The 21956-nt window shown below is 62.7% G+C and carries 20 protein-coding genes and 4 tRNA genes; 13 read left to right on the top strand and 11 right to left on the bottom strand.

Annotated elements, in window-relative coordinates:
• Positions 1 to 180 precede the first annotated feature (180 nt).
• The 6 genes from ACX4ZE_RS09605 to ACX4ZE_RS09580 all read right to left on the bottom strand — a co-directional run bounded on the left by ACX4ZE_RS09605 (position 181) and on the right by ACX4ZE_RS09580 (position 4287).
• Complete coding sequence (locus ACX4ZE_RS09605; protein ID WP_480272979.1) at positions 181 to 885, bottom strand: heme-binding beta-barrel domain-containing protein; 705 nt, start codon at positions 883 to 885, stop codon at positions 181 to 183.
• Between the two features lie 203 nt (positions 886 to 1088).
• Entirely contained in the window at positions 1089 to 1394 is a 306-nt protein-coding gene (locus ACX4ZE_RS09600) for a DUF1416 domain-containing protein (RefSeq protein ID WP_480272978.1), read from the bottom strand.
• A gap of 5 nt (positions 1395 to 1399) precedes the next feature.
• A complete protein-coding gene (locus ACX4ZE_RS09595; protein ID WP_480272977.1) occupies positions 1400 to 2233 on the bottom strand; it encodes a sulfurtransferase in 834 nt (277 codons plus the stop codon).
• Between the two features lie 40 nt (positions 2234 to 2273).
• A complete protein-coding gene (locus ACX4ZE_RS09590) occupies positions 2274 to 2768 on the bottom strand; it encodes a DUF4395 domain-containing protein (protein ID WP_480272976.1) in 495 nt (164 codons plus the stop codon).
• 281 nt (positions 2769 to 3049) lie between these two features.
• Complete coding sequence (locus ACX4ZE_RS09585) at positions 3050 to 3490, bottom strand: thioredoxin family protein (RefSeq protein ID WP_480272975.1); 441 nt, start codon at positions 3488 to 3490, stop codon at positions 3050 to 3052.
• Positions 3487 to 4287: an LmeA family phospholipid-binding protein gene (locus tag ACX4ZE_RS09580; protein ID WP_480272974.1), complete on the bottom strand. Its 801-nt coding sequence runs from the start codon at positions 4285 to 4287 to the stop codon at positions 3487 to 3489. The genes ACX4ZE_RS09585 and ACX4ZE_RS09580 overlap by 4 nt, the downstream gene beginning before the upstream one ends.
• Positions 4288 to 4580: 293 nt before the next feature.
• Here ACX4ZE_RS09580 and ACX4ZE_RS09575 point away from each other — a divergent pair, with 293 nt between their 5' ends.
• From ACX4ZE_RS09575 to pstB, 6 genes are all read left to right on the top strand, one after another.
• The gene (locus ACX4ZE_RS09575; RefSeq protein ID WP_480272973.1) at positions 4581 to 5339 is read left to right on the top strand and encodes a winged helix-turn-helix transcriptional regulator; all 759 of its coding nucleotides are present in this window, start codon (positions 4581 to 4583) and stop codon (positions 5337 to 5339) included.
• Between the two features lie 150 nt (positions 5340 to 5489).
• The gene (mshD, locus tag ACX4ZE_RS09570) at positions 5490 to 6425 is read left to right on the top strand and encodes a mycothiol synthase (protein ID WP_480272972.1); all 936 of its coding nucleotides are present in this window, start codon (positions 5490 to 5492) and stop codon (positions 6423 to 6425) included.
• A gap of 246 nt (positions 6426 to 6671) precedes the next feature.
• Positions 6672 to 7781 (top strand): phosphate ABC transporter substrate-binding protein PstS, encoded by a 1110-nt coding sequence (gene pstS, locus ACX4ZE_RS09565; RefSeq protein ID WP_480273034.1) that lies wholly within the window; start codon positions 6672 to 6674, stop codon positions 7779 to 7781.
• 169 nt (positions 7782 to 7950) lie between these two features.
• Positions 7951 to 8916, top strand: coding sequence for a phosphate ABC transporter permease subunit PstC (pstC, locus tag ACX4ZE_RS09560; RefSeq protein ID WP_480273033.1), 966 nt, complete (start codon positions 7951 to 7953; stop codon positions 8914 to 8916).
• Positions 8917 to 8921: 5 nt separating this feature from the next.
• Positions 8922 to 9821 carry a phosphate ABC transporter permease PstA gene (gene pstA, locus ACX4ZE_RS09555; protein ID WP_480273032.1) on the top strand — a complete coding sequence of 300 codons (900 nt, stop codon included), beginning with the start codon at positions 8922 to 8924 and terminating at the stop codon, positions 9819 to 9821.
• A gap of 21 nt (positions 9822 to 9842) precedes the next feature.
• The gene (gene pstB, locus ACX4ZE_RS09550; protein ID WP_480272971.1) at positions 9843 to 10619 is read left to right on the top strand and encodes a phosphate ABC transporter ATP-binding protein PstB; all 777 of its coding nucleotides are present in this window, start codon (positions 9843 to 9845) and stop codon (positions 10617 to 10619) included.
• 157 nt (positions 10620 to 10776) lie between these two features.
• On the opposite strand, the gene phoU is transcribed toward pstB, so the two are convergent.
• From phoU to ACX4ZE_RS09530, 4 genes are all read right to left on the bottom strand, one after another.
• Entirely contained in the window at positions 10777 to 11433 is a 657-nt protein-coding gene (gene phoU, locus ACX4ZE_RS09545; RefSeq protein WP_480272970.1) for a phosphate signaling complex protein PhoU, read from the bottom strand.
• 299 nt (positions 11434 to 11732) lie between these two features.
• Positions 11733 to 13925 (bottom strand): LCP family protein, encoded by a 2193-nt coding sequence (locus ACX4ZE_RS09540; protein ID WP_480272969.1) that lies wholly within the window; start codon positions 13923 to 13925, stop codon positions 11733 to 11735.
• A 164-nt stretch (positions 13926 to 14089) separates the two neighbouring features.
• Entirely contained in the window at positions 14090 to 15232 is a 1143-nt protein-coding gene (gene dusB / locus ACX4ZE_RS09535) for a tRNA dihydrouridine synthase DusB (protein ID WP_480273031.1), read from the bottom strand.
• A gap of 210 nt (positions 15233 to 15442) precedes the next feature.
• The gene (locus ACX4ZE_RS09530; protein ID WP_480272968.1) at positions 15443 to 16408 is read right to left on the bottom strand and encodes an acyl-ACP desaturase; all 966 of its coding nucleotides are present in this window, start codon (positions 16406 to 16408) and stop codon (positions 15443 to 15445) included.
• Between the two features lie 626 nt (positions 16409 to 17034).
• Between ACX4ZE_RS09530 and ACX4ZE_RS09525 the strand changes: the two genes are divergently transcribed.
• From ACX4ZE_RS09525 to ACX4ZE_RS09495, 7 genes are all read left to right on the top strand, one after another.
• Positions 17035 to 17107 (top strand) — tRNA-Lys (locus ACX4ZE_RS09525).
• 913 nt (positions 17108 to 18020) lie between these two features.
• Positions 18021 to 18686 (top strand): TetR family transcriptional regulator, encoded by a 666-nt coding sequence (locus tag ACX4ZE_RS09520; protein WP_480272967.1) that lies wholly within the window; start codon positions 18021 to 18023, stop codon positions 18684 to 18686.
• A gap of 94 nt (positions 18687 to 18780) precedes the next feature.
• Positions 18781 to 18853: transfer RNA gene (locus tag ACX4ZE_RS09515), tRNA-Glu, on the top strand.
• A gap of 29 nt (positions 18854 to 18882) precedes the next feature.
• Positions 18883 to 18959: transfer RNA gene (locus ACX4ZE_RS09510), tRNA-Asp, on the top strand.
• A gap of 55 nt (positions 18960 to 19014) precedes the next feature.
• Positions 19015 to 19091, top strand: a tRNA-Phe gene (locus ACX4ZE_RS09505).
• Between the two features lie 115 nt (positions 19092 to 19206).
• A complete protein-coding gene (locus ACX4ZE_RS09500) occupies positions 19207 to 19389 on the top strand; it encodes a hypothetical protein (protein ID WP_480272966.1) in 183 nt (60 codons plus the stop codon).
• A 319-nt stretch (positions 19390 to 19708) separates the two neighbouring features.
• Positions 19709 to 20410 (top strand): polyprenol monophosphomannose synthase, encoded by a 702-nt coding sequence (locus ACX4ZE_RS09495; RefSeq protein ID WP_480273030.1) that lies wholly within the window; start codon positions 19709 to 19711, stop codon positions 20408 to 20410.
• A 103-nt stretch (positions 20411 to 20513) separates the two neighbouring features.
• Here ACX4ZE_RS09495 and ACX4ZE_RS09490 read toward each other — a convergent pair whose 3' ends face one another.
• The gene (locus ACX4ZE_RS09490) at positions 20514 to 21932 is read right to left on the bottom strand and encodes a 1-acylglycerol-3-phosphate O-acyltransferase (RefSeq protein WP_480272965.1); all 1419 of its coding nucleotides are present in this window, start codon (positions 21930 to 21932) and stop codon (positions 20514 to 20516) included.
• Positions 21933 to 21956 lie beyond the last annotated feature (24 nt).

Genomic DNA, 21956 nt, shown 5'->3' with positions numbered 1-21956 from the left:
GGTGGCTGTCCGCTAGCGCCACCGCTGCAGGCGATGACGCTCGCGCGAGCGCTGAGCGAATACCAGGCAGTCACCCGGCCCCCGAGCCCCGGTCCGTCCGGCCGGACCTATGCGATAGCGATATCGTATAGGTATGGCTCGGGGGTCGTCTCGCTAGCGGAGCAGCGCCTGGTCGAGTGGTCAGCCGATGTAGCGTTGGAGTCGGGCGGAGAGGCGGGGTTCGAGGGGGCCATCGGCGACGACACGCTCTTCGACGTAGGCCAGGTCGCCTCCTTCGACGATGCCGTAGAGGCGTTTGGCGCCGCCTACGACAATGCCGGATTGGCTGCGGATAACCACATCGGTGACCAGCTCCCAGGACGACTGTGTCAATGCCTGCCCGTAGAACAGTTCGACGATGCCGCCACTGTGCGTGAGTAATAGTTCGATGATCTCGTCGTCGCCGTCGATACCCATTCGCCAGAAGCCGCTCTCACGCAGATCGGGGCCTGCGTAGCTCCCCTCGGGATCGATGACCCAGGACCTGGACTCCCAAGAGAGGTAGTCCCCGCCGTCATGGGAGACGACGATCTGCTGGCCGAACCGGTAGTCTCCGCGTTCGGGATCGTTCCCTTCCCCTTCGCCGCGCCATACACCGACCAGTGGCAGCAATGCGAGCATCGAAACGCTCAGATCCGGCCCGAGCCGCAGATTAGCGGTGTCCTCGGGTAGCGGAAGATCCGGCAGGACAGGGATGTTGCGGGCGCCGGTCGATTTCGCCCGCACGGCAGCATCGGCGACAGCCTGGTCGCCGCTGCGGCGTGCGGCGGCGGCAGCGGTGGTGCCGTTCAGTTGTTCACTCGCTCGCTCGGCCGGATCGGCACCCTCGCTCGCGAGTTCGCTCATGATTCGGTGAACAGCCGGTAGAAGACGTACAGGCCGAACCAGCCGGTCAGCACGGCTATGGCTACCAGCAGAATCTCGAAGAATAAGACCACGTTTCGAGTGTAACGACACCCGCATCCTCCCGTGTAAACAGCCCCGGCCGCTTCTTCGAGAGATGAAGCGACCGGGGCCGTCCAAGCGCGAAGCGCGGTGTTCGCCAGGTCTTACCTGGCGACCGTGATGTCGACCGCGTGGATACCCGCGCCCTCGGGACGCACTTCGGCGGAGCCGTTGCCTGTCGGAGACAGTGCGCGAACGGTCCACGAGCCGGGAGCCGCGAAGAATCGGAAGTCACCGGTGCCCGATGCGACAACCTCGGCGGTGAAATCGCCCTTGCCGTCGAGCAGGCGTACGAATGCGCCGCCTACCGGCTGACTATCGGTGCCAAGGACCCGACCGGTGATGACCGTCTCCTTTTCCACATCGACCCCCGCCGGAATGGCCTGGCCCTGGGTAGGTGCTGCACACATAGTGATTATTCTCCCAACTCGATCGGTGCGCCGACGAGGGAGCCGTACTCGGTCCAGCTCCCGTCGTAGTTCTTGACATTCTGGTGGCCCAGCAGTTCCTGCAGCACGAACCAGGTGTGCGAGGAACGCTCACCGATTCGGCAGTACGCGATGGTTTCTTTGGTGTCGTCCAGACCTGCGACTCGGTAGATCTCGGTCAGATCGGCGTCGGACTTGAAGGTGCCGTCCTCGTTCGCGGTCTTGCTCCACGGCACGTTGATGGCGCCAGGGATGTGGCCGGGGCGCTGGCTCTGTTCCTGCGGCAAATGCGCGGGCGCCAGGATCTTTCCGGTGAACTCGTCAGGCGAACGCACATCGATCAGGTTCTTGGTGCCAATGGCCGCGATGACTTCGTCACGGAAGGCGCGGATCGACAGGTCAGGCGCGGCGGCCTTGTACTGGGCCGCGGGCCGGTTTACCGGCTCGGCGGACAGCGGACGACCGTCCAGCTCCCACTTCTTGCGTCCGCCATCGAGCAGCTTGACATTGTTGTGGCCGTACAGCTTGAAATACCAGTAGGCGTACGCGGCGAACCAGTTGTTGTTGCCGCCGTACAGGATGACCTCGTCGTCGTTCGAGATGCCGCGCGCCGAGAGCAGATCGGAGAACTGCTCTTGGTTCACGAAGTCCCGTCGAACTGCATCCTGTAGGTCCTTCTTCCAATCGAGCCGGACGGCACCCTCGATGTGACCACCGTCGTAGGCGGAGGTGTCCTCGTCGACCTCGACGAAGACCACGCCGGGGGCGTTGAGGTTCTCTGCGGCCCAGTCAACGGAGACTAGGACATCGGAGCGAGCCATTGTTTTCCTTTCAGATATGGCGTGCGATGACGTGTAGCGATCAGTTCGATACCGGAGACAGGGTCCGGCGGAGCTGAGCGACCAACGGATAGATCCGACAGCCGAGACAGATCCCGAACGCAGCGTTCAGGGACGCCGCGAATAGGGCCGAGCCGACGAACACAGCGCCGACGACTGGGGAGCCGAGCACGAAGCCCAGCAGGCCGGCAACCACGGTGCCGAAGCCGATCAGCTGCGCGAGTTGCAGTGGGGCTACCGGTTCTGTCGCACTGGTCGGGGCGCGATGTGGCGCGACGAACCTGGCGTAGAACCGGCCGTACGGATGGCGGCGTGGACCATAGGTGGCGCCGATGGCGAAAACGGCGGCCTGAAAGATGATCAGCACGGTCGCGACAACCGGGGACAGCGTAATCGCGATCAGAGCCGCAGCGAGGACGGCAGTGGTGACCCATGCGGCGAATCGCGGCCCGTGAATGTCGACGTGGTTACTGGGAACGAGAGCCGGTCGGGAAGAATTATGCGATTGGGTGGACATTGTGCGTACTCCTGCGCTGAAGATGCATAATCTATGGAGAATTACCGGTTACCGGAGTGTGGAGATCACACTCGGCGCGCGCGGTCGGCGTCAGAGAATCCGCAGAAGCCGACCGATCAGCAGCACAGGCAGCAACAACCACCGAGCCGACACAGATCTACTGTGCGGCGTCGGGTGAGCATCAGCTCATGGTCGGAAAGCACGTAAGCAGCTTACCCAATTCGGCGGGGAAATTGGACTCGGGGCTGCCGCAACCTGTTGGTTGGGCTTGTTCGCGCAGCTCAGCTGGTGGTGAGTGGCTCCAGCGCAGAACGCAGAGCCGTGGCCTTCGGCACGCCGGAGATCCGGAATCGTTCGATGCCCGCGATGTCGAAGACGAATGTGGTGGGCAGTGAGAGCACGTTCAGTTCGCGGGCGAGCGCGGGCGCGGCGTCGATATCCACCTCGATGTCTTGCGGCGGCCGCGCTGATTCCGTGAGCTGGCCGGTGACGCTGGCGACCACCTGGCGAACGGAAACGCATGGCCCGCACCACTCGGCGGAGAAGTGCAGGACCGCAGGGCCGGAACCGGTCACGCCGACCGCGGCGAGCAGCGCGGCGCGGCGCGGATCGGACTGGGGGATGCCCTTCGCTACACGCACCAGGCCTGCGCGGCTGCGCAGCCAGAGGCCCACCGCGAGCGCGGCGAGTAATGCTACCGCCAAAATGATGATTTCGATCATGGACGACGTAAGCGGTCGAGGTCTACTGTGACGTTTGTGCCCGTGCCTTCCACAACGATCTGGCCGCCTTTGGCGGAAACTGTGGTGGGCTGGATACCGAACGGCAGTTCTTTCGTATCGATGGTACGGGTGAACAGCGCGAGCACGGCAGAACGTTCGGCTTCTGTGATCGCTGCCACAGGCATAGTCTCGGTGTCGGAGTCGGCGCGATAGAAGTCGGTCGCCACAATCTTCACCTGATCGGCGTCGAGCATCAGATCGGCCTGCACGCTGACCTTCTGGCCGCTGTATCGCGTCCCGGCGAACTTCGGCAGGGTGCCGGTCAACACCAGCGCGCCTGCGGTGTTCTTGTCGGAGCCATCCGAGCCTCTCGCCTCATCGGATTTGTTCGCCGGGCGCGAATGCACCTGCAGGTCGGGAATGCCGAACAGTCTGCCGAGCTCGGTGGGTTCCACCCGCAGCCTGCTGTCCACCCGCTCCACGGGGACGCTGCGCAAGCTGCCCTCGACCAGTTCCTCCATCGGCAGCCGCACCCCGGTCAGTGTCGCTTCCAGGGCGATCTCGCCGGGAATATCTTTTCGGTTGGCGCGGGCCCGGATCTCGATATTGTCATAGCGGCTGTTCCATGCCTGGAGGAGGAAGGGGAAACCGTGCATCGTCACCTCGGGATCGGCGGTGAGATCGGCGCCGTCGCGTAGCGCCCGTGACACGCGGTACTCCGAATAAGCCGCGACGCTGAAGTCGACGATGACAGCGAATCCCGCCAAACACAGCAGGCCGATGATCAGCTTGCGCATGTTCCCCCGTTTCTGCGGGTCTCTGGCCGTGTCGGTCGGCCTCGTACGGCGCACATTCGGATCGCACGCCGTGCACCGCGTGGGTGCTGAGCGGGCGGCGGTGCGTAACCCATGCACGCACCATATCGGTTGGCTCGAGTCGGGGCCTCGGGTGTCCTCCGCTAGGGTCCGAGACCCGGAATACGTGGTCATGCCCGGTCACGCGCTAACCTTGCATCCGATTACCTGTGATTAGCGACGTGGCTGTGGCGGTGTTGCCGCATTCGCGAAGTTACGAGATGGGAGGAGGGCCTGTGGAGCTGCTCCTGCTTACCTCCGACCCCAACCCCGAGTCAGTGTTGCCTTCGTTGGCCTTACTCGCACACACTGTGCGCCCCGCACCTACAGAAGTGGCTTCACTGCTAGAGGCGGGCACGGCGGATGTGGCGCTGGTGGACGCCAGGACCGATTTGGCCGCCGCCCGCGGATTGTGTCGACTGCTCGGAAGTACGGGATCGTCTGTGCCGGTGGTCGCGGTGCTCACCGAGGGCGGACTGGTTGCGGTGAATGCCGACTGGGGGCTCGACGACATCCTGTTGCCCAGCACCGGACCTGCGGAACTCGATGCCAGACTGCGATTGCTTGTCGGACGTAACGGCGGCCTGACCAGCCCGGAGAACACCGGTAAGGTCACTCTCGGTGAGCTGGTGATCGATGAAGGCACCTACACCGCGCGGCTGCGTGGACGCCCGCTCGATCTGACGTACAAGGAATTCGAGCTACTCAAGTACCTTGCACAGCACGCGGGCCGCGTGTTCACTCGCGCGCAGTTGCTGCAGGAGGTGTGGGGGTACGACTTCTTCGGCGGCACCCGTACCGTCGACGTGCACGTTCGGCGATTACGCGCCAAGCTCGGCAGCGAGTACGAGTCCCTGATCGGTACGGTGCGTAACGTCGGCTACAAGGCGGTGCGTCCAGCACGTGCCGCGACCAAGAGCGAGCCAGCGAACTTGCCGGGCGACGAGGGCACCGGCGACTCCCCGCTCGCGCCGGTCAATGGCTCGGCGTCGTGAGTTCGGTGGCAGTTGATCACCAGAGCTCCCGGTGGCGCTCCTGATCACTTCCGGATAAGGCGTTCTCGGCCGAAGCATGCACGGCTGAATCCGACGACGTTGCAGAGGCGGGATCAGGCAAGGGCGCACAGGCTCGAAGAACGGAGGCCGATGAGCGGCGTGACGACACAGTGGGATGACCGTCCCGACCCGGCTACGGCACGGTCGATCACGGATCTGCTCGCACGGGCGACAGCCGCCGATGGGGTGGCCTCGATATCAGAACAGGCTGTGCTGTCGCTGTCGGCAGGAGGAGGCGCGGCTGGTGCAGGTGCCGATGCCCGGCATCTGCTCGCAGTACGCGGGGATGTGGTCGTGGGATATGCGAATCTCGTTCCGGCGCGCGGTGAACATCCGGCGATGGCGGAAGTAGTGGTCGACCCGTCGCAGCGCGATCACGGGGTGGGTACCGGCCTGGTCTTGGCTGTGCTCGCCGCAGGTGGTCCGCACACGCGAGTCTGGGCACATGGCGATCGGGCCGCTGCCAAAGCCGTCGCGGCCCGGCTCGGGCTACGCGCGGCGCGGGAGCTGTGGCAGATGCGTCGAGCACTTGCTACGCCAGAGCTACCTGAGCTGATCGTGCCGGATGACATCGTGCTGCGTACCTATCTCGGCCCAGCTGACGACGCGGAGTTGCTGCGGGTGAACAAAGCGGCCTTCGCTTGGCATCCTGAGCAGGGCAGGTGGACCGAGCGTGATGTTGCGATCCGCCGCAGTGAGTCGTGGTTCGATCCGTCCGGCCTGTTCTTGGCGTTCGCCGCGGCGGACCCCGACCGCTTGCTGGGGTTCCATTGGACCAAGGCGCACCATATGGCGCGCCCGCCACTCGGTGAGGTCTACGTGGTTGGTCTGGACCCGGCAGCACAGGGTCGTGGACTCGGGCGCATGCTCACCGTCGCCGGATTGCGCTATCTACGTGATCGCGGTTTCACCGAGGTGTCGCTGTATACCGAGGCCGACAACACCGCCGCAGTACGCACTTACACCCGGCTCGGGTTCGCACTCGCGCACAGTGATGTCGCCTACGCGGCGGACAAGCAAGTATGAATAGCGATCGGCAAGCACGTTGCCGACGAGTAGGATTGGGGCAAACGTCACACCGAACGCCGACGATCGCTCTGGGCTGTTCACCCTCCGTTCACCTGGTTCCGTCCAACTGTCAACCACGTGACCCTACGTTAAGTGAGGGCAGCAGAGGGCTGCCTGGTGCGCGAGTTCCCCGCGAACAGCACCACAGTACACGTCCGGACCGGTGAGGGGCCCGGACGAACAGGACGCCCTTCCGGAGGAATAGTGAATTTCAAGCGCAGCAGCGCCTTCGTTGGTGTGCTGGCCGTCGGTGCCATAACTCTCGCCGCCTGCGGCAGCGACGACAACGCATCGGCCCACAACGGTGTGGCCAAGGTCAACATCGACTGCGGAGGGAAGTCGGCCCTCAAGGCCAGTGGCTCCTCCGCGCAAAAGAACGCGATGGAGCGTTTCATCGCCGCCTACGAGAAGAATTGCGATGGTGCCACACTCGACTACACGTCGAGCGGCTCGGGCGCTGGCGTTAAGGAGTTCATCGGTGGTCAGACCGATTTCGGTGGTTCGGACTCCCCGCTGAGCTCGAAGAAAGACGAGCCGGCCAAGGCCGCCGCACGTTGCGGCTCGCCGGCGTGGAATCTCCCGACCGTGTTCGGTCCGGTAGCAGTCACCTACAACATCGCAGGTGTGACTGATCTGGCGCTGGACGGCCCGACCCTCGCCAAGATCTTCAACGGTACCGTGACCAGATGGGATGCTCCTGAGATCAAGGTGCTGAACCCGAACGCCGCTCTACCTTCTGAGCCGATCGCGGTGGTCTTCCGCAGTGACGAGTCGGGCACCACGGACAACTTCCAGCGCTACCTGGATGCCGCTTCCGACGGCACTTGGGGCAAGGGCGCGGGCAAGGCCTTCGCCGGTGGTGTCGGCGCCGGCTCGAAGGGCAATGAAGGCACCTCGGCCGCAGTGAAGAGCACTGCGAACTCGATCACCTATAACGAGTGGTCCTTCGCGAAGGCGCAGCATCTGTCGATCGCGCGCATCATCACTTCGGCGAGCCCGGACCCGGTGACGCTGAGCGTCGAGAGCGCGGGCAAGGCGATCGAATCGGCGAAGGTATCGGGCGCGGGCAACGATCTGGTCATCGACACCTCCTCGTTCTACATGCCGACGGAAGCGGGTGCGTACCCGATCGTGATGCCGACCTACGAGATCGTGTGCTCGAACTACGCCGACAACAAGACGGCCGAGGCAGTGAAGGCATTCCTCACCTCGGCGGTCAGCAATGGTCAGGAAGGCTTGGACAAGGCCGGCTACATTCCGCTGCCCGAGAGGTTCAAGACCAAGCTGACCACCGCCATCGACGCCATCTCCTGATATCGATCCCATGACCGTGCACGATGAGGTCCCTACTGTCGGCCAACCCGATTCGACTGGCAGGCGGGTAGGGGAAGATACTGCGCTGATGCTGAGTAAGCCAAGCAACCAGTCGGCTGCTGTTCGGGCCCGGCGGCGTATCCTGAGCGGGGAGACAGCCTTCCGCTGGATGGTCGCGACGGTGCGGGCGATCACCGACATCGTCTGGCGACGTCGCCCGAGCGCGGAGACAGTCTTCCGTTCGCTGGCCACGACGTCGGGGGCGATCATTGTCGCCGCTATCGCGCTGATCGCGTTGTTCCTGCTGATCCGGGCAGTCCCTTCGGTGTTAGCGAACGAAGCGAACTTCTTCACCAGCGCCGAATTCAAGACCTCTGACGCCGACCACCTCCGGTTCGGTATCCGGGATCTGTTCATGGTGACGGTGCTGAGCTCGATCTTCGCCTTGGTGCTGGCTGTCCCAGTCGGTATCGGCATCGCGCTGTTCTTGACGCATTACGCGCCGAAAGCACTGGCGCGGCCGTTCTCGGTGATTGTCGATCTGCTCGCGGCGGTGCCTTCGATCGTGTTCGGTTTATGGGGGATGCTGGTTCTCGCTCCGCGGCTGGAGCCGGTCCAGGTCTTTGTCAATGACAAGCTCGGCTGGCTGTTCCTGTTCTCGGACGGCAACATTCCGTTGGCCAGCGGTGGCACGATCTTCACCGCGGGCGTCGTGCTCGCGGTGATGATCCTGCCGATCATCACGTCGGTCAGTCGTGAGGTCTTCAACCTCACCCCCCGCGCGCACATCGAAGCGGCGCAGGCGCTCGGTGCGACGAAATGGGAAGTCGTCCGGATGACTGTGCTGCCCTATGGGCGCAGCGGCATGATCGCCGGTTCCATGCTCGGTCTCGGTCGCGCGCTTGGTGAGACGATCGCTGTGTTGATCGTGCTGAAGACCGCTGCCCAGCCGGGAAATTGGTCGTTGTTCGATGGTGGCTACACCTTCGCATCCAAAATCGCCTCGGCGGCGGCGGAATTCAGTGCTCCGCTGCCGACAGGCGCGTATATCGCCGCAGGCTTCGTGTTGTTCGCGCTGACCTTCATCGTGAACGCACTGGCGCGACTCGCCGCGGGCGGAAGGGTGAATGGGTGATGGATATCATGAAGACACTGGATCAGCCGATCAAAGCCCCGGCATTCCGGCAGGTGAGCCGGTCGCGTCAGGTACGTAACAACATCGCGACCGGTTCGGTCTGGCTAGCGTTCGCCATCGCACTTGTGCCGTTGGGCTGGGTGTTGATCATGGTGCTCACCAAAGGGTTCCGTGCGGTGGTCCGGGCGGAATGGTGGCAGAATTCCCTGAAGGGTGTGCTGCCCGAGCAGTTCGCGGGTGGTGTCTACCATGCGATTTACGGCACGATCGTGCAGTCGTTGGTCGCGACGGTGATCGCGGTGCCGTTGGGTGTCATGGCGGCAGTCTATCTGGTCGAGTATGGTCGCGGAGCGCTGGCCAAGACGACGACATTCATGGTGGATATCCTGGCGGGCGTGCCGTCGATCGTCGCGGCGCTGTTCATCTTCGCGCTTTGGATCGCGACGCTGGGATTTCCGCAGAGCTCGCTGGCGGTGTCGCTGGCATTGGTATTGCTGATGTTGCCTGTGGTCGTCCGCAGCACTGAAGAAATACTCAAACTGGTTCCCGATGAACTGCGGGAAGCTTCCTACGCACTCGGAATTCCGAAGTGGAAGACGATCGTTCGTATCGTCGTGCCGACCGCGCTGCCCGGTATGATCAGCGGCATTCTGCTGGCCGTCGCCAGGGTGATGGGCGAGACCGCCCCGGTGCTGGTGCTAGTCGGATACAGCAAGTCGATCAATATGGATATCTTCGACGGCAATATGGCCTCGCTACCACTGTTGATCTATCAGGAGCTGGCAAACCCGGAAGCGGCCGGCCGGGCGCGGGTCTGGGGCGCGGCATTGACCCTTATCCTCATCATCGCGATGTTGTACCTGGCGGCAGCAGTTCTCAACCGACTGCTCACGCGGAACCGATAGAAGCGAAACGGATTAGCGAAAATGGCCAAGCGGATCGACGTCAAGGATCTGAACATCTATTACGGCAAATTCCATGCCGTGTCCGATGTCTCGCTGACTGTGTTGCCGCGCAGCGTGACCGCCTTCATCGGCCCCTCCGGTTGCGGCAAGTCCACCGTATTGCGTTCACTCAACCGCATGCATGAGGTGATTCCGAATGCCAAGGTCGAGGGCGCGGTGCTGCTGGACGGCGAGGATATCTATGGCGCGCAGATCGACCCGGTCAGCGTGCGCCGCACCATCGGCATGGTCTTTCAGCGGCCGAACCCCTTTCCCACCATGTCGATCAGGGACAATGTGGTGGCCGGACTCAAGCTGCAGGGTGTGCGCAACAAAAAGGAACTCGACGAGGTCGCCGAGCGTTCGCTGCGGGGGGCTAACCTGTGGAATGAGGTGAAGGATCGCCTGGACAAGCCGGGTGGCGGTCTGTCCGGCGGCCAGCAGCAGCGGCTGTGCATCGCGCGCGCTATCGCAGTATCGCCGGATGTGTTGCTGATGGACGAGCCGTGCTCAGCGCTGGACCCGATCTCGACTCTGGCGATCGAGGACCTGATCACCGAGCTGAAGAAAGAATTCACTATTGTCATCGTCACCCACAACATGCAGCAGGCCGCGCGCGTGAGTGACCAGACAGGCTTCTTCAACCTGGAGGCTCAAGGCAAGCCGGGCAGGCTGGTCGAAATCGATGACACCGAGAAGATATTCTCGAATCCTTCCCAGAAGGCGACGGAGGACTACATCTCGGGCCGCTTCGGCTGATCGCAGCCGCGTAGCGCAGTTCGCGGACCGGATAGACCGAGGACGAAGAAAAGTCCCGAGCAGTGATTCGGCTACTCGGGACTACCCGCTTATCGCAGTCATCGGCAGGGGAACGCCGCAGGCTATTCGCTACAACTCGAGCTCGCCGCGGGGAGCGTCACTTCTCCGTTTCCGGGGGGAGAGCGCCAGTGACCAGGAAGATGACCCGGCGGCCGATTTCAACGGCGTGATCGGCGAAGCGCTCATAGTAGCGGCCGAGTAGCGTGACATCCACAGCAGCGGCGACGCCGTATTTCCATTCCCGGTCCATGAGTAGTGTGAAGAGGTGCCGGTGCAGGTCGTCCATGGCCTCGTCGTCCTCGTTCAACTGAGCGGCGCGCTCAGGGTCGCGAGTTTCCAGCACTTCTCGCGCGCTTGCGCCCATGTTCACCGCGATGCGACCCATTTCGGCGAAATAGCCGTTGACCGCTTCGGGCAGTGCGTGATTCGGGTGACGTCGTCGTGCGACCTTGGCCACGTGCAGCGCGAGCGCACCCATCCGGTTCACTTCGCTGACGATCTGGATTGTGCTCACCACTTGCCGAAGATCACTGGCTACCGGCGCCTGCAGCGCGAGTAGAGCGAAGGCTTTCTCCTCGGCTTCCTGGATCAGTTCGGCGATCTGGTCGTGTTCACTGATCACCTGCTCGGCCAGCAGGAGGTCGGCTTGGAGCAACGATTGGGTCGCCAAGTCCATGGCGGAGCCGGCCAGCCCAGCCATCTTGCCCAGTAGGTGAGCGAGATCGGCTATCCGCTCGTTGTAGATGACACGCATGTTAATCGACATTAGTTCGCGATGCTGACCAAGTCACGAACAACGAGTGAATCACCGGTGCGAACAGTTAGCATGTGTGTTACAGCAGGTAGGAACCTCACCAGGTCTGCAGTGCCGGTATCGGTCCCTACGCCGCGCGTGCTGTTCTGGGCGCAGGATGTGTGGACAGTCCAACGCTTGTGGGGCTGACGGTCGGGCTCGACCTCGGTCGAGCGCGACCGGAGGTGGAGCAGGAATCCACCGGAAACACGGCGTAGCCCGCACGAGCGGGAACCTCTCGCCTAAGAAGGGGGAGGACGTCAACCGCAGATGTCTTCGCCCGCGTTGATGTGCTCCAGATCGGAGGGAAGGGTGACCGGTGCTTTACTGACGGAGACATTTGTGATCGGATCCCCTACCGGCACCGGGCTGGTCACCTTGCCAGAGAAATCAGTCCCCAAAACAACCTCGATGATGCCGCCGAGATCGCTCGCCGGTTCCAGCTCCGCTCCAGGGATCGCTGAGGCCACTGTTGCCGCCGTGGCCTCGTGGCCTGGGGTATAGCGGATTCTGGTCTTGGTTACCTGGCCGTCGGAGTAGTTACCGGTGTTGTAGATATTGAACCCCTGATTGCTCAGCTTGGTCGCGGTGGCACCGGCTATCCCGGTGGCACCGGAACCATTCGAGATCAGCAGTGGCACTGTGCCAGGGTCGACCGCGGTGAACTTCGGTGGGGCGGGCGGTTTCGTTGTGCTTGTTCCTGCGGCGGGTGCCGATTTCTTCTCCCCTGGCAGCGGCTGGTCATCGATGATCGCGCGGAAGATGGCCTTGATGTCGGATTCGCGGGGAATCTCGTTACCGTAGGCGTTGGTACCCGAGGTCGGGATGGTCAGAAAGGTCACTGCGCCCGCATCGATTTTCTGCAGCGACCGCCCGAGAGTCAGCAGGTCGTTGGTGTCGACTCTGTGTACCCACGTATGTTCGGTGAACGCCTCGATGAAGCCGCGTAGCTTGCCGGGGTCCAAGAGCACTTTGCTGGACATCGCACTGCGTAGCAACGAGGCCAGGAACCGCTGTTGTCGTTTGATGCGGTCGTAGTCACTGCGTTCTTCGCCGTAGACGTGTCGGGCTCGCACGTAATTGAGCGCGGTCGTGCCACTGATGTGGTGCTTGCCGGGAGTCTTCAGGACTGGGCCGAGAATCCCGTCGATGATCGGCTTGGTGGTGCATACGTCTACACCACCGACCTGGTTGACCATTGCTTCGAACCCGGCGAAGTCGATGCTGATGAAATGATTGATGTTGAGCCCTGTCATCTTGGAGATGACGCTGTACAGGCACTTCGGGCCGCCTAGGGCATAGACGGCATTGAGCTTGTCACCGATGGCCGAGGGAAAGACCTCATCGGTGTACTTGACCTTTTCGTTGTCCCAGCCGTGGCATCGCGGTCTGGTGACATCCAAGTCGCGGGGAAACGACACGACCACGACGCGTGATCGATTCTGGGGGATGTGCACCAGCATGATGGTGTCCGAGCGAGAGCCTGCGGCATCGCTGACGGTTCCCGCGCCCACCTTCCCGTTGGCGCCTGCACGAGTATCGGTTCCGACGAGCAGATAGTTCTCGTCGCCGAGTTGTGCGCCCGAGTCGATAACGTCTCCGGAGTTGTCACCGAGTGCGGACAACTGATTGAAGCCATTGGCAGTGGAATTCAGGTAGCTCCAGCCGCTGCCGGTGGTCAGCAGAACGAGAACGGCCACCGCGGCCATTGACGTTCTGCCCAGTATCCGGAGCCGATTTTTTCGACGTCGCTGGGCGGTATTGAGGCGTGATCGTGGCTTCGCGCCGATCGCCTTCGGCCTACCAGCTTGTTTCTCGGTGCTTTCGGTAACTTCGCCGGAGTTGCTCTTGGTCGGCCAGTTGGTATGCGCGGCCCGCGACGGTTCGGTGGGTGGCGGGAGAACATCAGTGACTTCTTCAGCCGATTCCGGCGCGGAGTGCTCGAGACGACCATGGCTCGCCGAGCGTGGAGCCGAGGCGTTCGGCTTTCCCGTGGCGCGCTGCTCACCCGGTGAAATGCCGCTCTGCCGTGGTACCGACGTATCCAGCGTGCGGCGAGCGCTCGCTGCTTCGGCGCCGCGGCGATCCGCGGCCTCCGATAGCGGGCGGGAGATTGGCTCGGCCGGGCGGTGCGAAGTCGCCGGTGTTGCGGCGGGTTCGGTTCGATGCCGCCGGTTTGGTGGGCCGCTATCGGAGAGCGGGGCTTCGCCGCGTCGTTCCTCGGGGGACGCGGCATTTTGCGGCGCTGTCGGGGTGGGGGCTCTGCGCCCGCGTTCGCCGTCGACCTTCTCTACGAGATCTTGGACCGTGATCGGTGCGGAATCCTGATCAAGGCCGGTTTCGGTGTGCCGTGAGCGTCGGTGCGCCCGTTCGGGACGACCCGCCTCAGGGTATCGCTCCCACGGGGCGCGACCACCGGGCTTTGGGGAACGCCCGTTCCGATCGTCACCCACCAACGAACCTCGCTTTTCGTCCTACTTTTCCGCCTGAACCGCATCTCGACCGGCAGCATCTGATTCCGCAATGATAACGATTCTGTCAGGACGAGCCACCCAGGCACAGGATCGGCGAGGTCACACCGGTGTTTGACAATGCGGCTCGGGACGAGAACGTGCGATCAACCGCCGCTGTGCATCACATCAGCGGCTCGCGGTACCGCCGGATCGTCTGGATCGTCGAGCCAGCCGTGCGGCAAGGCGACTTTGCCCGGAGAGCCTTGACGGCCGCGGGGGCCCTCGGCATCTTTGGGGAACGGTGCGGTCGGATCGAGCTGCCCGACGAGGTCCGCCAGGTGTGCGAGGCTGCCGACGGTGGCGAACGCGCGGCGCAATTCGGCGCCGACCGGGAACCCCATCAGATACCAGGCCATGTGTTTGCGCAGATCACGAACGGCTTTTTCCTCACCGAGATGCTCGGCCAGCAGCACGCCGTGTCGGTACAATATTGCCCCGACCTGACCCAGGTCGGGTGCCGGCGGCAGTGACTCGCCGCGCAGCGCGGCCTGTAATTCAGCGAACAGCCATGGTCTGCCCAAACAGCCACGGCCGATGACCACGCCGTCGCACCCGGTATCGTCCATCATGCGAACTGCGTCGGCAGCGGCGAAGATATCGCCGTTACCCAGTACCGGGATCGAAGTGACGGCCTCTTTGAGCTGGGAGATCGCCGTCCAGTCGGCCTGGCCGGAATAACGCTGCGCTGCTGTGCGCGCATGCAATGCGACGGCCTGCGCGCCCTCGGCTTCCGCGATGCGCCCCGCGTCCAGATAGGTGAGATGATTGTCGTCGATTCCGATGCGGAACTTCACGGTCACCGGAACGCCTACCGGTTCGGCGGCATTCACCATAGCGCGCACGATATGCCGGAAGAGCGTGCGTTTGTACGGTAGTGCCGCACCGCCGCCGAGTCGAGTGACCTTGGGTACCGGGCAGCCGAGGTTGAGATCGATGTGGTCGGCCCAGCCCTCGCCGACGACGATCCGTACGGCCTCGCCGAGCGTGGCTGGGTCCACGCCGTAGAGCTGCACGGATCGCGGGTATTCGTCCGCGCCGAAGGACATCATGCGCAGCGTCTTCTCGTTGCGTTCCACCACCGCGCGCGCGGTGATCATCTCACACACATATATCGAGGTCGGGCTGCCGAATTCCCGGCACAACCTGCGAAATGCCAGATTTGTGATGCCCGCCATCGGTGCGAGTACGACCGGGGGATCGACCGGATACGGGCCGATCCGCAGCGTGGTATTCGCACCGGTAGTCATCGTCACGCCGTTCAGTGTCTCATTTCCGGACGTGAGCCAACCGGTACGGGCGGGCTGACCGATCAGCACGGTGGCCGCCTTCTCGACGACTTGGCATGAGTCGGCGAGATGTCCTCGATCCAGGAGGAGCCTTCTACGTATGACTATCGCGGCACGCCGATGAGCCGGGTATCCGGTCCGCCGACAGGGTATTCGCTCCTTACTGGTAAATCAGCTTGCAGTGGCATTGGTCATCTCGCGCTTCACCGCTTCACGGGCGAGCATGCGGTCCCGCTGCTCTTCGAACTTGATCACATCCCTGCCCAGTTTCTCCAGAAACAGGCCGAGGCGATCTCGGATCGCTTCGCCGCGTGCGGTGAAGTCGGTGCGCTCGAAGAGGTTCCACTTCTTCAGCACTGGCTGGATGACTTCTTCCAGATGCTGACGCAGATCATAGATGCCGTGCTTGGCCATCAGCACGCCGTTACGGCGGAAGTTGGGCATGCCCGCGCCGGGCATCTGGAAATTCTCCAGGATCAGTGCAATCGCTTCGATGGACTGGTCAGGAGCCAGATCGAGGGCAGCGCCACACATATTCCGGTAGAAGATCATGTGCAGGTTCTCGTCAGCGGCGACGCGCTGCAGCATACGATCGGCGATCGGGTCGTCACAGACCTTGCCGGTGTTGCGATGGCTGACCCGGGTGGCTAGCTCTTGAAATGTGACATATGCAACAGTGTGTAGGAATCCGGCGTCGTCTTCGGTGGGGGAGGCGAAGCCGTTGGTCATATGGACCATTCTGGCCTGTTCGAGGGCTACTGGATCGACTCCTCGGGTGACGACCAGGTAGTCGCGCATGACGATGCCGTGGCGGTTCTCCTCGGCTGTCCAGCGTCCCACCCAGGTGCCCCAGGCGCCGTCCTGGGAGAAATTCTCGGCGATCTCTCGGTGGTAGGAGGGTAGGTTGTCCTCGGTGAGGAGATTGGTGACCATGGCCGCCTTGGCGACCTCGCTGAGCTGAGATTGTTCTGGATCCCAATCGATGCCGCCGAGTGCCGCGAAGTTGCGGCCTTCGTCCCATGGAACATAGTCGTGGGGATGCCATTCTTTTGCTAGGGAGAGGTGTCGGTTGACGTTCTCTTCGGCAACCGGCTCCAACTCCGTGAGAAGCTCGAGTTGAGTTAGATCCCTTGCCATGTATGAACCCTTCAAGTGTGTACGTCCGGTTGTGCTGGTTGTCCGAAGGCAAACCGACACCAATGCGGCAATACCTTACGGCACCGTAGGTGTGATGTGAAACGCATTCTCCGGGTAGTGCTACTTGTATGACCTACGTCATACAGAATATTCGCTGCCCGTATACCCTCACGAGTGTATGAGGTCCGCGAGTGGTGCAGGGTTACGCTTCGGGCGCGGATCCGGATCGCGGGCTCGGCTGTTCGGGTCCGCACGAGGTAGGAGTGCCAGAGGTGCGCCGTGGTCTGCTGCCAGGCGCTGGTCGTCCAGGTTGCCGGAGAGTGTCTTCGGGCGGCCCTACGGACAGGTGGCCGCGTAGCCCGATCTGAGAAAGGCCCCACCGCCCGGGTCGGGGCGAATGGCGCAGAGGCTTCCCATGCGTAGTCGACTTGTCAGGCTCGTCATCGCCCGTCCTTGTCACGGCCGACACCTACCGTGGCTGACAGCACTGCGCTGTCGCGCGGTGACGTGGCGTCGGATTGCTGCCGCGGCTGGCGCATTCTGTCAGCCCTCGAGAAGGCGCGGAGTGCCGCTCCTTCCGCTGGGTTCGTCTGCCATGGCTGTTGTCGGCTATGCTTTTCAGCCGAGCCCCTTTAGCTCAGTTGGTAGAGCTGGTGACTTTTAATCACTAGGTCGTAGGTTCGAGTCCTACAGGGGGCACGTATCGGCATGGTGACTGCGCAGCGTGCTCGGCATGTCCACCGCGCTCCTGGCCTTACCGCTGCTGGAAGTGCTTCAGCGCTAGGGATCGGCATTCTCGGAGCCATCTGCCGCGCGTTCGGTGCGAAGGCGACCATGGCCTGATTGTCCCCGCCGGTCGGCTACACCTCGATCGGGCGGGTTTCCGTTGGCGGAGGAGTCGGCTGTGTGCCGATGCGAACCGCACGCTCAATGCGGCCCAGCTCTGTCCAGCGGAACTCCGTCTGGTTATCATCCAAACATGTTGGCTGACAATATCTTTGGTTTTACCCGGAGAGTTAGTGCCGATCCGGACGTGGTTCGGGGGGCTGGGCGGTGGGCGGAGTGTGCGCAACGATCGGGTATCGGGTCTGCTGATCGGCTCGGGCGAACATCACAGGAGTACTGGTGAATTCGTGTGATCAAGAGATAGACAAGCCGATTGCTGAATATTTGCCTCAATGGAATGCGAACGGGAATGGTTATCGAGCTCTCTGGTTTGCCGTGTGTCGGACAGGATTTCCGGGTACGGTGACGCCTTGGTGAATTCCGAACGAATCGATAACTCGGTTGGCACTGAGGAATTCCGCTTGACGTTGCCGTGTCCGACAGTGTCACGGTCGGCTCCGCCGAGGAAGACTCGGTGGAACTCGATGCCGCAGGAGGAGGCAGATTCGAGACGAACTAGAGCCCGGATGCGCACCCCCTGTAGCGCATCCGGGCAGGTGAATCATATCAGCTGGTGTGTTCCCGGTTTCTTGGCAAATTCCGTACCAAAAGTTTGAAAATAATCAAAAACCCTGATCTTCAGTATCAATTAATTATTAATTCGCACCAATATCTGTACCTTTGGGCGGCTGATTGGTGACGAGTAGGTTTCGGAGGCGTTTCGAGCATGGCACGGCAGCAGGAGCGGGCCCGCCGGACACGGGCGGCGATTATCAGGTCCGCCGCCGTTGAGTTCGGGAAGAGCGGCTATGCCGCGGCATCGCTCAACCGCATATTGGAAGGGTCGCGTGCCACCAAGGGCGCCATGTACTTCCATTTCGACTCCAAAGAAGAGCTCGCGCGCGCGGTGCTCGGGACTGCGGTGGAACGCTACCGTGTCTCTGTCGAGCGATGGCTCGCGCGAACGGATCTCAGCCCGTTGGACATCTTGCACGGGATGGTCGACGAGATTGCACTGCGGCTGGAGCACGACATCATCGTGCGGGCCGAGTACCGCTTGACCATAGAGTCGGATTTCTATCGAGATGTACAGACCGGTGGTGGTCGCATCTTCGGCCGCACGACCAAAGCGCTCACCATGAGTGCCATCGATCACGGTCAGCTGCGCACCGATGCGGACCCCGGTCGGTTCACCCGTACGCTCGCCGCCGCGCTGGCCGGACAGCGATACATGGTGGACTTGGTCGACGACCGAGTCGACTTGCGATCACGGTTCGAGGAGGCGCTCGAGGTGGTGATCGAGGCGATGGCTACCCTGGAGTGGCTGGAGAAGTTCCGCAGTGACGGCTGGCGCGCCCAGGCGCGTATGGAGGATCTCGGTTTAGGTCTTTGACCAGCTGGTTTGGGATTCCGTCCGGTTGTGTCATAAGCTATCCCAGCTCCCAACGGACAGCCGTTGAAAGCCGGTCCGGAGAAATCCGGGACGAGCCCCCTTCGTCTAGCGGCCTAGGACGCCGCCCTTTCAAGGCGGTAGCGCGGGTTCGAATCCCGTAGGGGGTACGATCTTCGGATCGTAGGTAGCAGAGCATGGCCCTGTGGCGCAGTTGGTTAGCGCGCCGCCCTGTCACGGCGGAGGTCGCGGGTTCGAGTCCCGTCAGGGTCGCCAGTAAGCGCCGGAAATATCCGGCGCCTCGCGTACGGCATTCACCTCGGGTGCCTGCGGCCAGGTAGCTCAGTTGGTACGAGCGTCCGCCTGAAAAGCGGAAGGTCGCCGGTTCGATCCCGGCCCTGGCCACCAGATCCCCTCGACGTATCACCTGGTCGGGGGGATTTTCCGTATCCGCATCCGGCATTGTCGGCCCCTGTACGGCACGTTATGCGGAGGAGGTTGCGTCTGATGAGATGCTTGAGGTATGGCTGAGCGCTGGTACTACTGCTTGAAGCACAATCGGGCTGAGCGCGGACGGCAGTGCTGGTTCCGTGATCGTATGGGACCGTATCCGGACCAGGCGATGGCGGAGCGGGCGCTGGATATCGCACGTGCCCGCACCGAACGTGAGGATGCCAGGGATCGGGCCTGGCGGGACGGAGATTGAGTCGCGATACCGCCATGGCGGTGCGGTACTGCGCGGAGTCTTTGTGCGGCAACTAGTTTCCGGTGTGCACACGTGATGCTCCGCGCAGGTGACGACGTGGCCGCAACACGGGGTCGGCCGCTGCTCGGATAGCGAAGTTGATCTAGAAATGCTGGTCGGAGGGTTGCCCGGTGCCACGTCGAGTGCGGCCGCTCGGCTGGTGGTCGGGTGCATCAAGTACCGTTCTCCAGAACTCGTCGAATGCTCGGTGGTCCTGGTGTGGGCTGCGAGCGGAACCAGGATCAGCAGGGAGGGCCGACCCTTGAGGGTTACCGTTGTTGTGCCGACCTACAACGAGCGGGACAATCTGCCGGTTGCGGTGAACCGGCTGACCGCGCTGCCGGTATCCGACCTGCGTGTGCTCGTTGTGGACGACAGCTCACCGGATGGCACCGGAGAGGTGGCGGATAAGCTGGCCGTCGAGCTGCCGGACGTGGTCAGTGTGCTGCACCGGACCGAGAAGGATGGGCTGGGGCGCGCGTATGTCGCAGGCATCACGCGGGCACTGGACGAAGGTGCGGATGTCGTGATCCAGATGGATGCCGACCTGTCGCATCCCGCCGAGGTCATTCCCGCCATGCTGCGGAAGCTGTCGACCACGGATGCCGGTGTGGTGCTGGGCTCCCGCTATGTCCCAGGCGGCTCGACCGCCGCCGAGTGGAAGTGGTATCGCAAGGCGCTGTCGGCTTGGGCGAACTTCTATGTCAACCTGATTCTGCGGTTGGGTGTCAAAGACGCGACCGCAGGCTTCAAGGCTTGGCGGGCCGACACCTTGCGCGCCATCGACGTCGGGGCGATCCGTAGCAATGGGTACTCCTTTCAGGTCGAGATGAACTATCGCACGATCAAGAAGGGCATCTCGATCACCGAGGTTCCGATCCGATTCGAGGAACGAACGCTCGGTGCCTCCAAAATGAGCCTCAAAGTGCAGCTCGAGTCAGCACTGATGCCTTGGAAACTGCTGTTCGGTCGCGCAGTCTGAGTACTGCGCGCCGGTCCGCTCCCAGCGAAGGGCTGGTGGTGTTTCGGGGTAGCGGCCTGCCGGCCACTTAGCGTGACAGGCCCGATGGTGGACACGTGAAAGCTCAGTCGGGCCAATGCAAGAGAGTGTCGGCGAACAGCTGCCGTACTTGCGCCACCTCGGTATCCATATCGACGGGATCCCATCCGCTGACATCGATGGGATCGAGGATTGCCACGTCCACTGTTCCGGGGCGAGCGACCATCGCGTTGCGCCAGCAGATTTCGCCCGCATTGCGGATCACGATCGGGATCACCGGCACTCCGGCTTGGATCGCGATATGAAACGCACCCTTTTTGAACGGTCCGACCCCTGGGGTGTAGGAGCGGGTTCCCTCTGGGGACATCGCGACCGACAACCCGCTGCGCAGGGTCTCGACCACCGGCTGCAATGCTGCTTTGGCCTGCGAGGTGTTCGCGCGATCGATGAAGGTCATTCCTGCGAAGCGCAGCAGCGGCCCGAATACCGGATTCTTGGTGATCTCTTTCTTTCCGATGGCGGTTACTCCGCCATCGAGCACCTTGGGCACGATGATGACATCCAACTGGCTCTGGTGATTGAACAGAAAGACCGCGGGTCGAGGTGAATTCGCGTTTTCGGCACCGGTAGTTCGTATCCGGATACCCGCGTTGTGCAGCGCGTAGCACGTTGCGTGCGATATCAGCGCGTCGGCCATCTGCTGTCTGTCTTTGGTGGGCGCCTTCGACACGACACCGAGGAGCGCACCCCCGAGCAACCCGACGAATCCCGCTGCGGTGCGGATGTAATCAGTCGTGCGTGGCCTGCGGCGGGGACGAAACCTCAGTGTTCTCCACTGTCGCTGGTCGGCGATTCCAGCTAGTGCGTCGTCGGGGTTGACTGCCACGGGGCAACCGACTCTCGAGAGCATGGGCAGATCAGCGATCGAGTCGGCATAGGCGTAGCTGTGTTCGAGGTCTAGGTGGTGCGCGGCTGCGAGCGAGGTGACCTTGTCGCCTTTGTTTCGGCGCCACAGTGTCTTCCCGCCCGGGTAGCCGGTGAGCACCCCAGCACGGGTGGCCATGGGGGTGTAACACACGTGCTCGATGCCCAGCTGCACTGCTGCGGGCAGCACTTGGAATCGGGTGAGTGAACTGATCAACACGACTGTGTGCCCGGCATTGCGATGGCTTTGGATCAGCTGCCACACTTCGGGATACAGATGTCCGTAGATGATGCGCTGGAACAGACGCCTGCCCAACTCGTCCAGCTCCTGTTCGGAGTGTCCGGCCAGGGTACGGGGGAGTTGCCGGAGAAACGTGCCGTACTCGCCGTCGGTCATGTTGTTACGGATGCCTCCGAGTAGTACCTCAGAGGGGGTGTGACGACGTAGTGTGCGCCGTCGCGTTCCCGGCCCATCGAACACTGTGCCGCCGAAGTCGAATATCGCGGCGATGGCAGGGCCCTGCGGTCCGGAGCGGATGGTGGCGATCGCGGTATCGAGCTCAGTGCGGGCGTGGGTCATTGTGCCTCCGGTGTGCCACGGCTT

The organism is Nocardia sp. TBRC8007, assembly GCF_056629435.1.
This window is presented reverse-complemented; position numbering and strand designations above follow the sequence as displayed.

Excerpts from the sequence above, each read along its gene's own strand:
- ACX4ZE_RS09585 (WP_480272975.1), bottom strand. The coding sequence starts at position 3,490 with ATGATCGAAATCATCATTTTGGCGGTAGCATTACTCGCCGCGCTCGCG.
- ACX4ZE_RS09595 (WP_480272977.1), bottom strand. The coding sequence starts at position 2,233 with ATGGCTCGCTCCGATGTCCTAGTCTCCGTTGACTGGGCCGCAGAGAAC.
- dusB (WP_480273031.1), bottom strand. The coding sequence starts at position 15,232 with ATGACTACCGGTGCGAATACCACGCTGCGGATCGGCCCGTATCCGGTC.
- ACX4ZE_RS09530 (WP_480272968.1), bottom strand. The coding sequence starts at position 16,408 with ATGGCAAGGGATCTAACTCAACTCGAGCTTCTCACGGAGTTGGAGCCG.
- ACX4ZE_RS09520 (WP_480272967.1), top strand. The coding sequence starts at position 18,021 with ATGGCACGGCAGCAGGAGCGGGCCCGCCGGACACGGGCGGCGATTATC.
- pstB (WP_480272971.1), top strand. The coding sequence starts at position 9,843 with ATGGCCAAGCGGATCGACGTCAAGGATCTGAACATCTATTACGGCAAA.
- ACX4ZE_RS09605 (WP_480272979.1), bottom strand. The coding sequence starts at position 885 with ATGAGCGAACTCGCGAGCGAGGGTGCCGATCCGGCCGAGCGAGCGAGT.
- pstC (WP_480273033.1), top strand. The coding sequence starts at position 7,951 with ATGGTCGCGACGGTGCGGGCGATCACCGACATCGTCTGGCGACGTCGC.
- ACX4ZE_RS09600 (WP_480272978.1), bottom strand. The coding sequence starts at position 1,394 with ATGTGTGCAGCACCTACCCAGGGCCAGGCCATTCCGGCGGGGGTCGAT.
- phoU (WP_480272970.1), bottom strand. The coding sequence starts at position 11,433 with ATGCGTGTCATCTACAACGAGCGGATAGCCGATCTCGCTCACCTACTG.
- mshD (WP_480272972.1), top strand. The coding sequence starts at position 5,490 with ATGAGCGGCGTGACGACACAGTGGGATGACCGTCCCGACCCGGCTACG.
- ACX4ZE_RS09590 (WP_480272976.1), bottom strand. The coding sequence starts at position 2,768 with ATGTCCACCCAATCGCATAATTCTTCCCGACCGGCTCTCGTTCCCAGT.
- ACX4ZE_RS09580 (WP_480272974.1), bottom strand. The coding sequence starts at position 4,287 with ATGCGCAAGCTGATCATCGGCCTGCTGTGTTTGGCGGGATTCGCTGTC.
- ACX4ZE_RS09490 (WP_480272965.1), bottom strand. The coding sequence starts at position 21,932 with ATGACCCACGCCCGCACTGAGCTCGATACCGCGATCGCCACCATCCGC.
- ACX4ZE_RS09500 (WP_480272966.1), top strand. The coding sequence starts at position 19,207 with ATGGCTGAGCGCTGGTACTACTGCTTGAAGCACAATCGGGCTGAGCGC.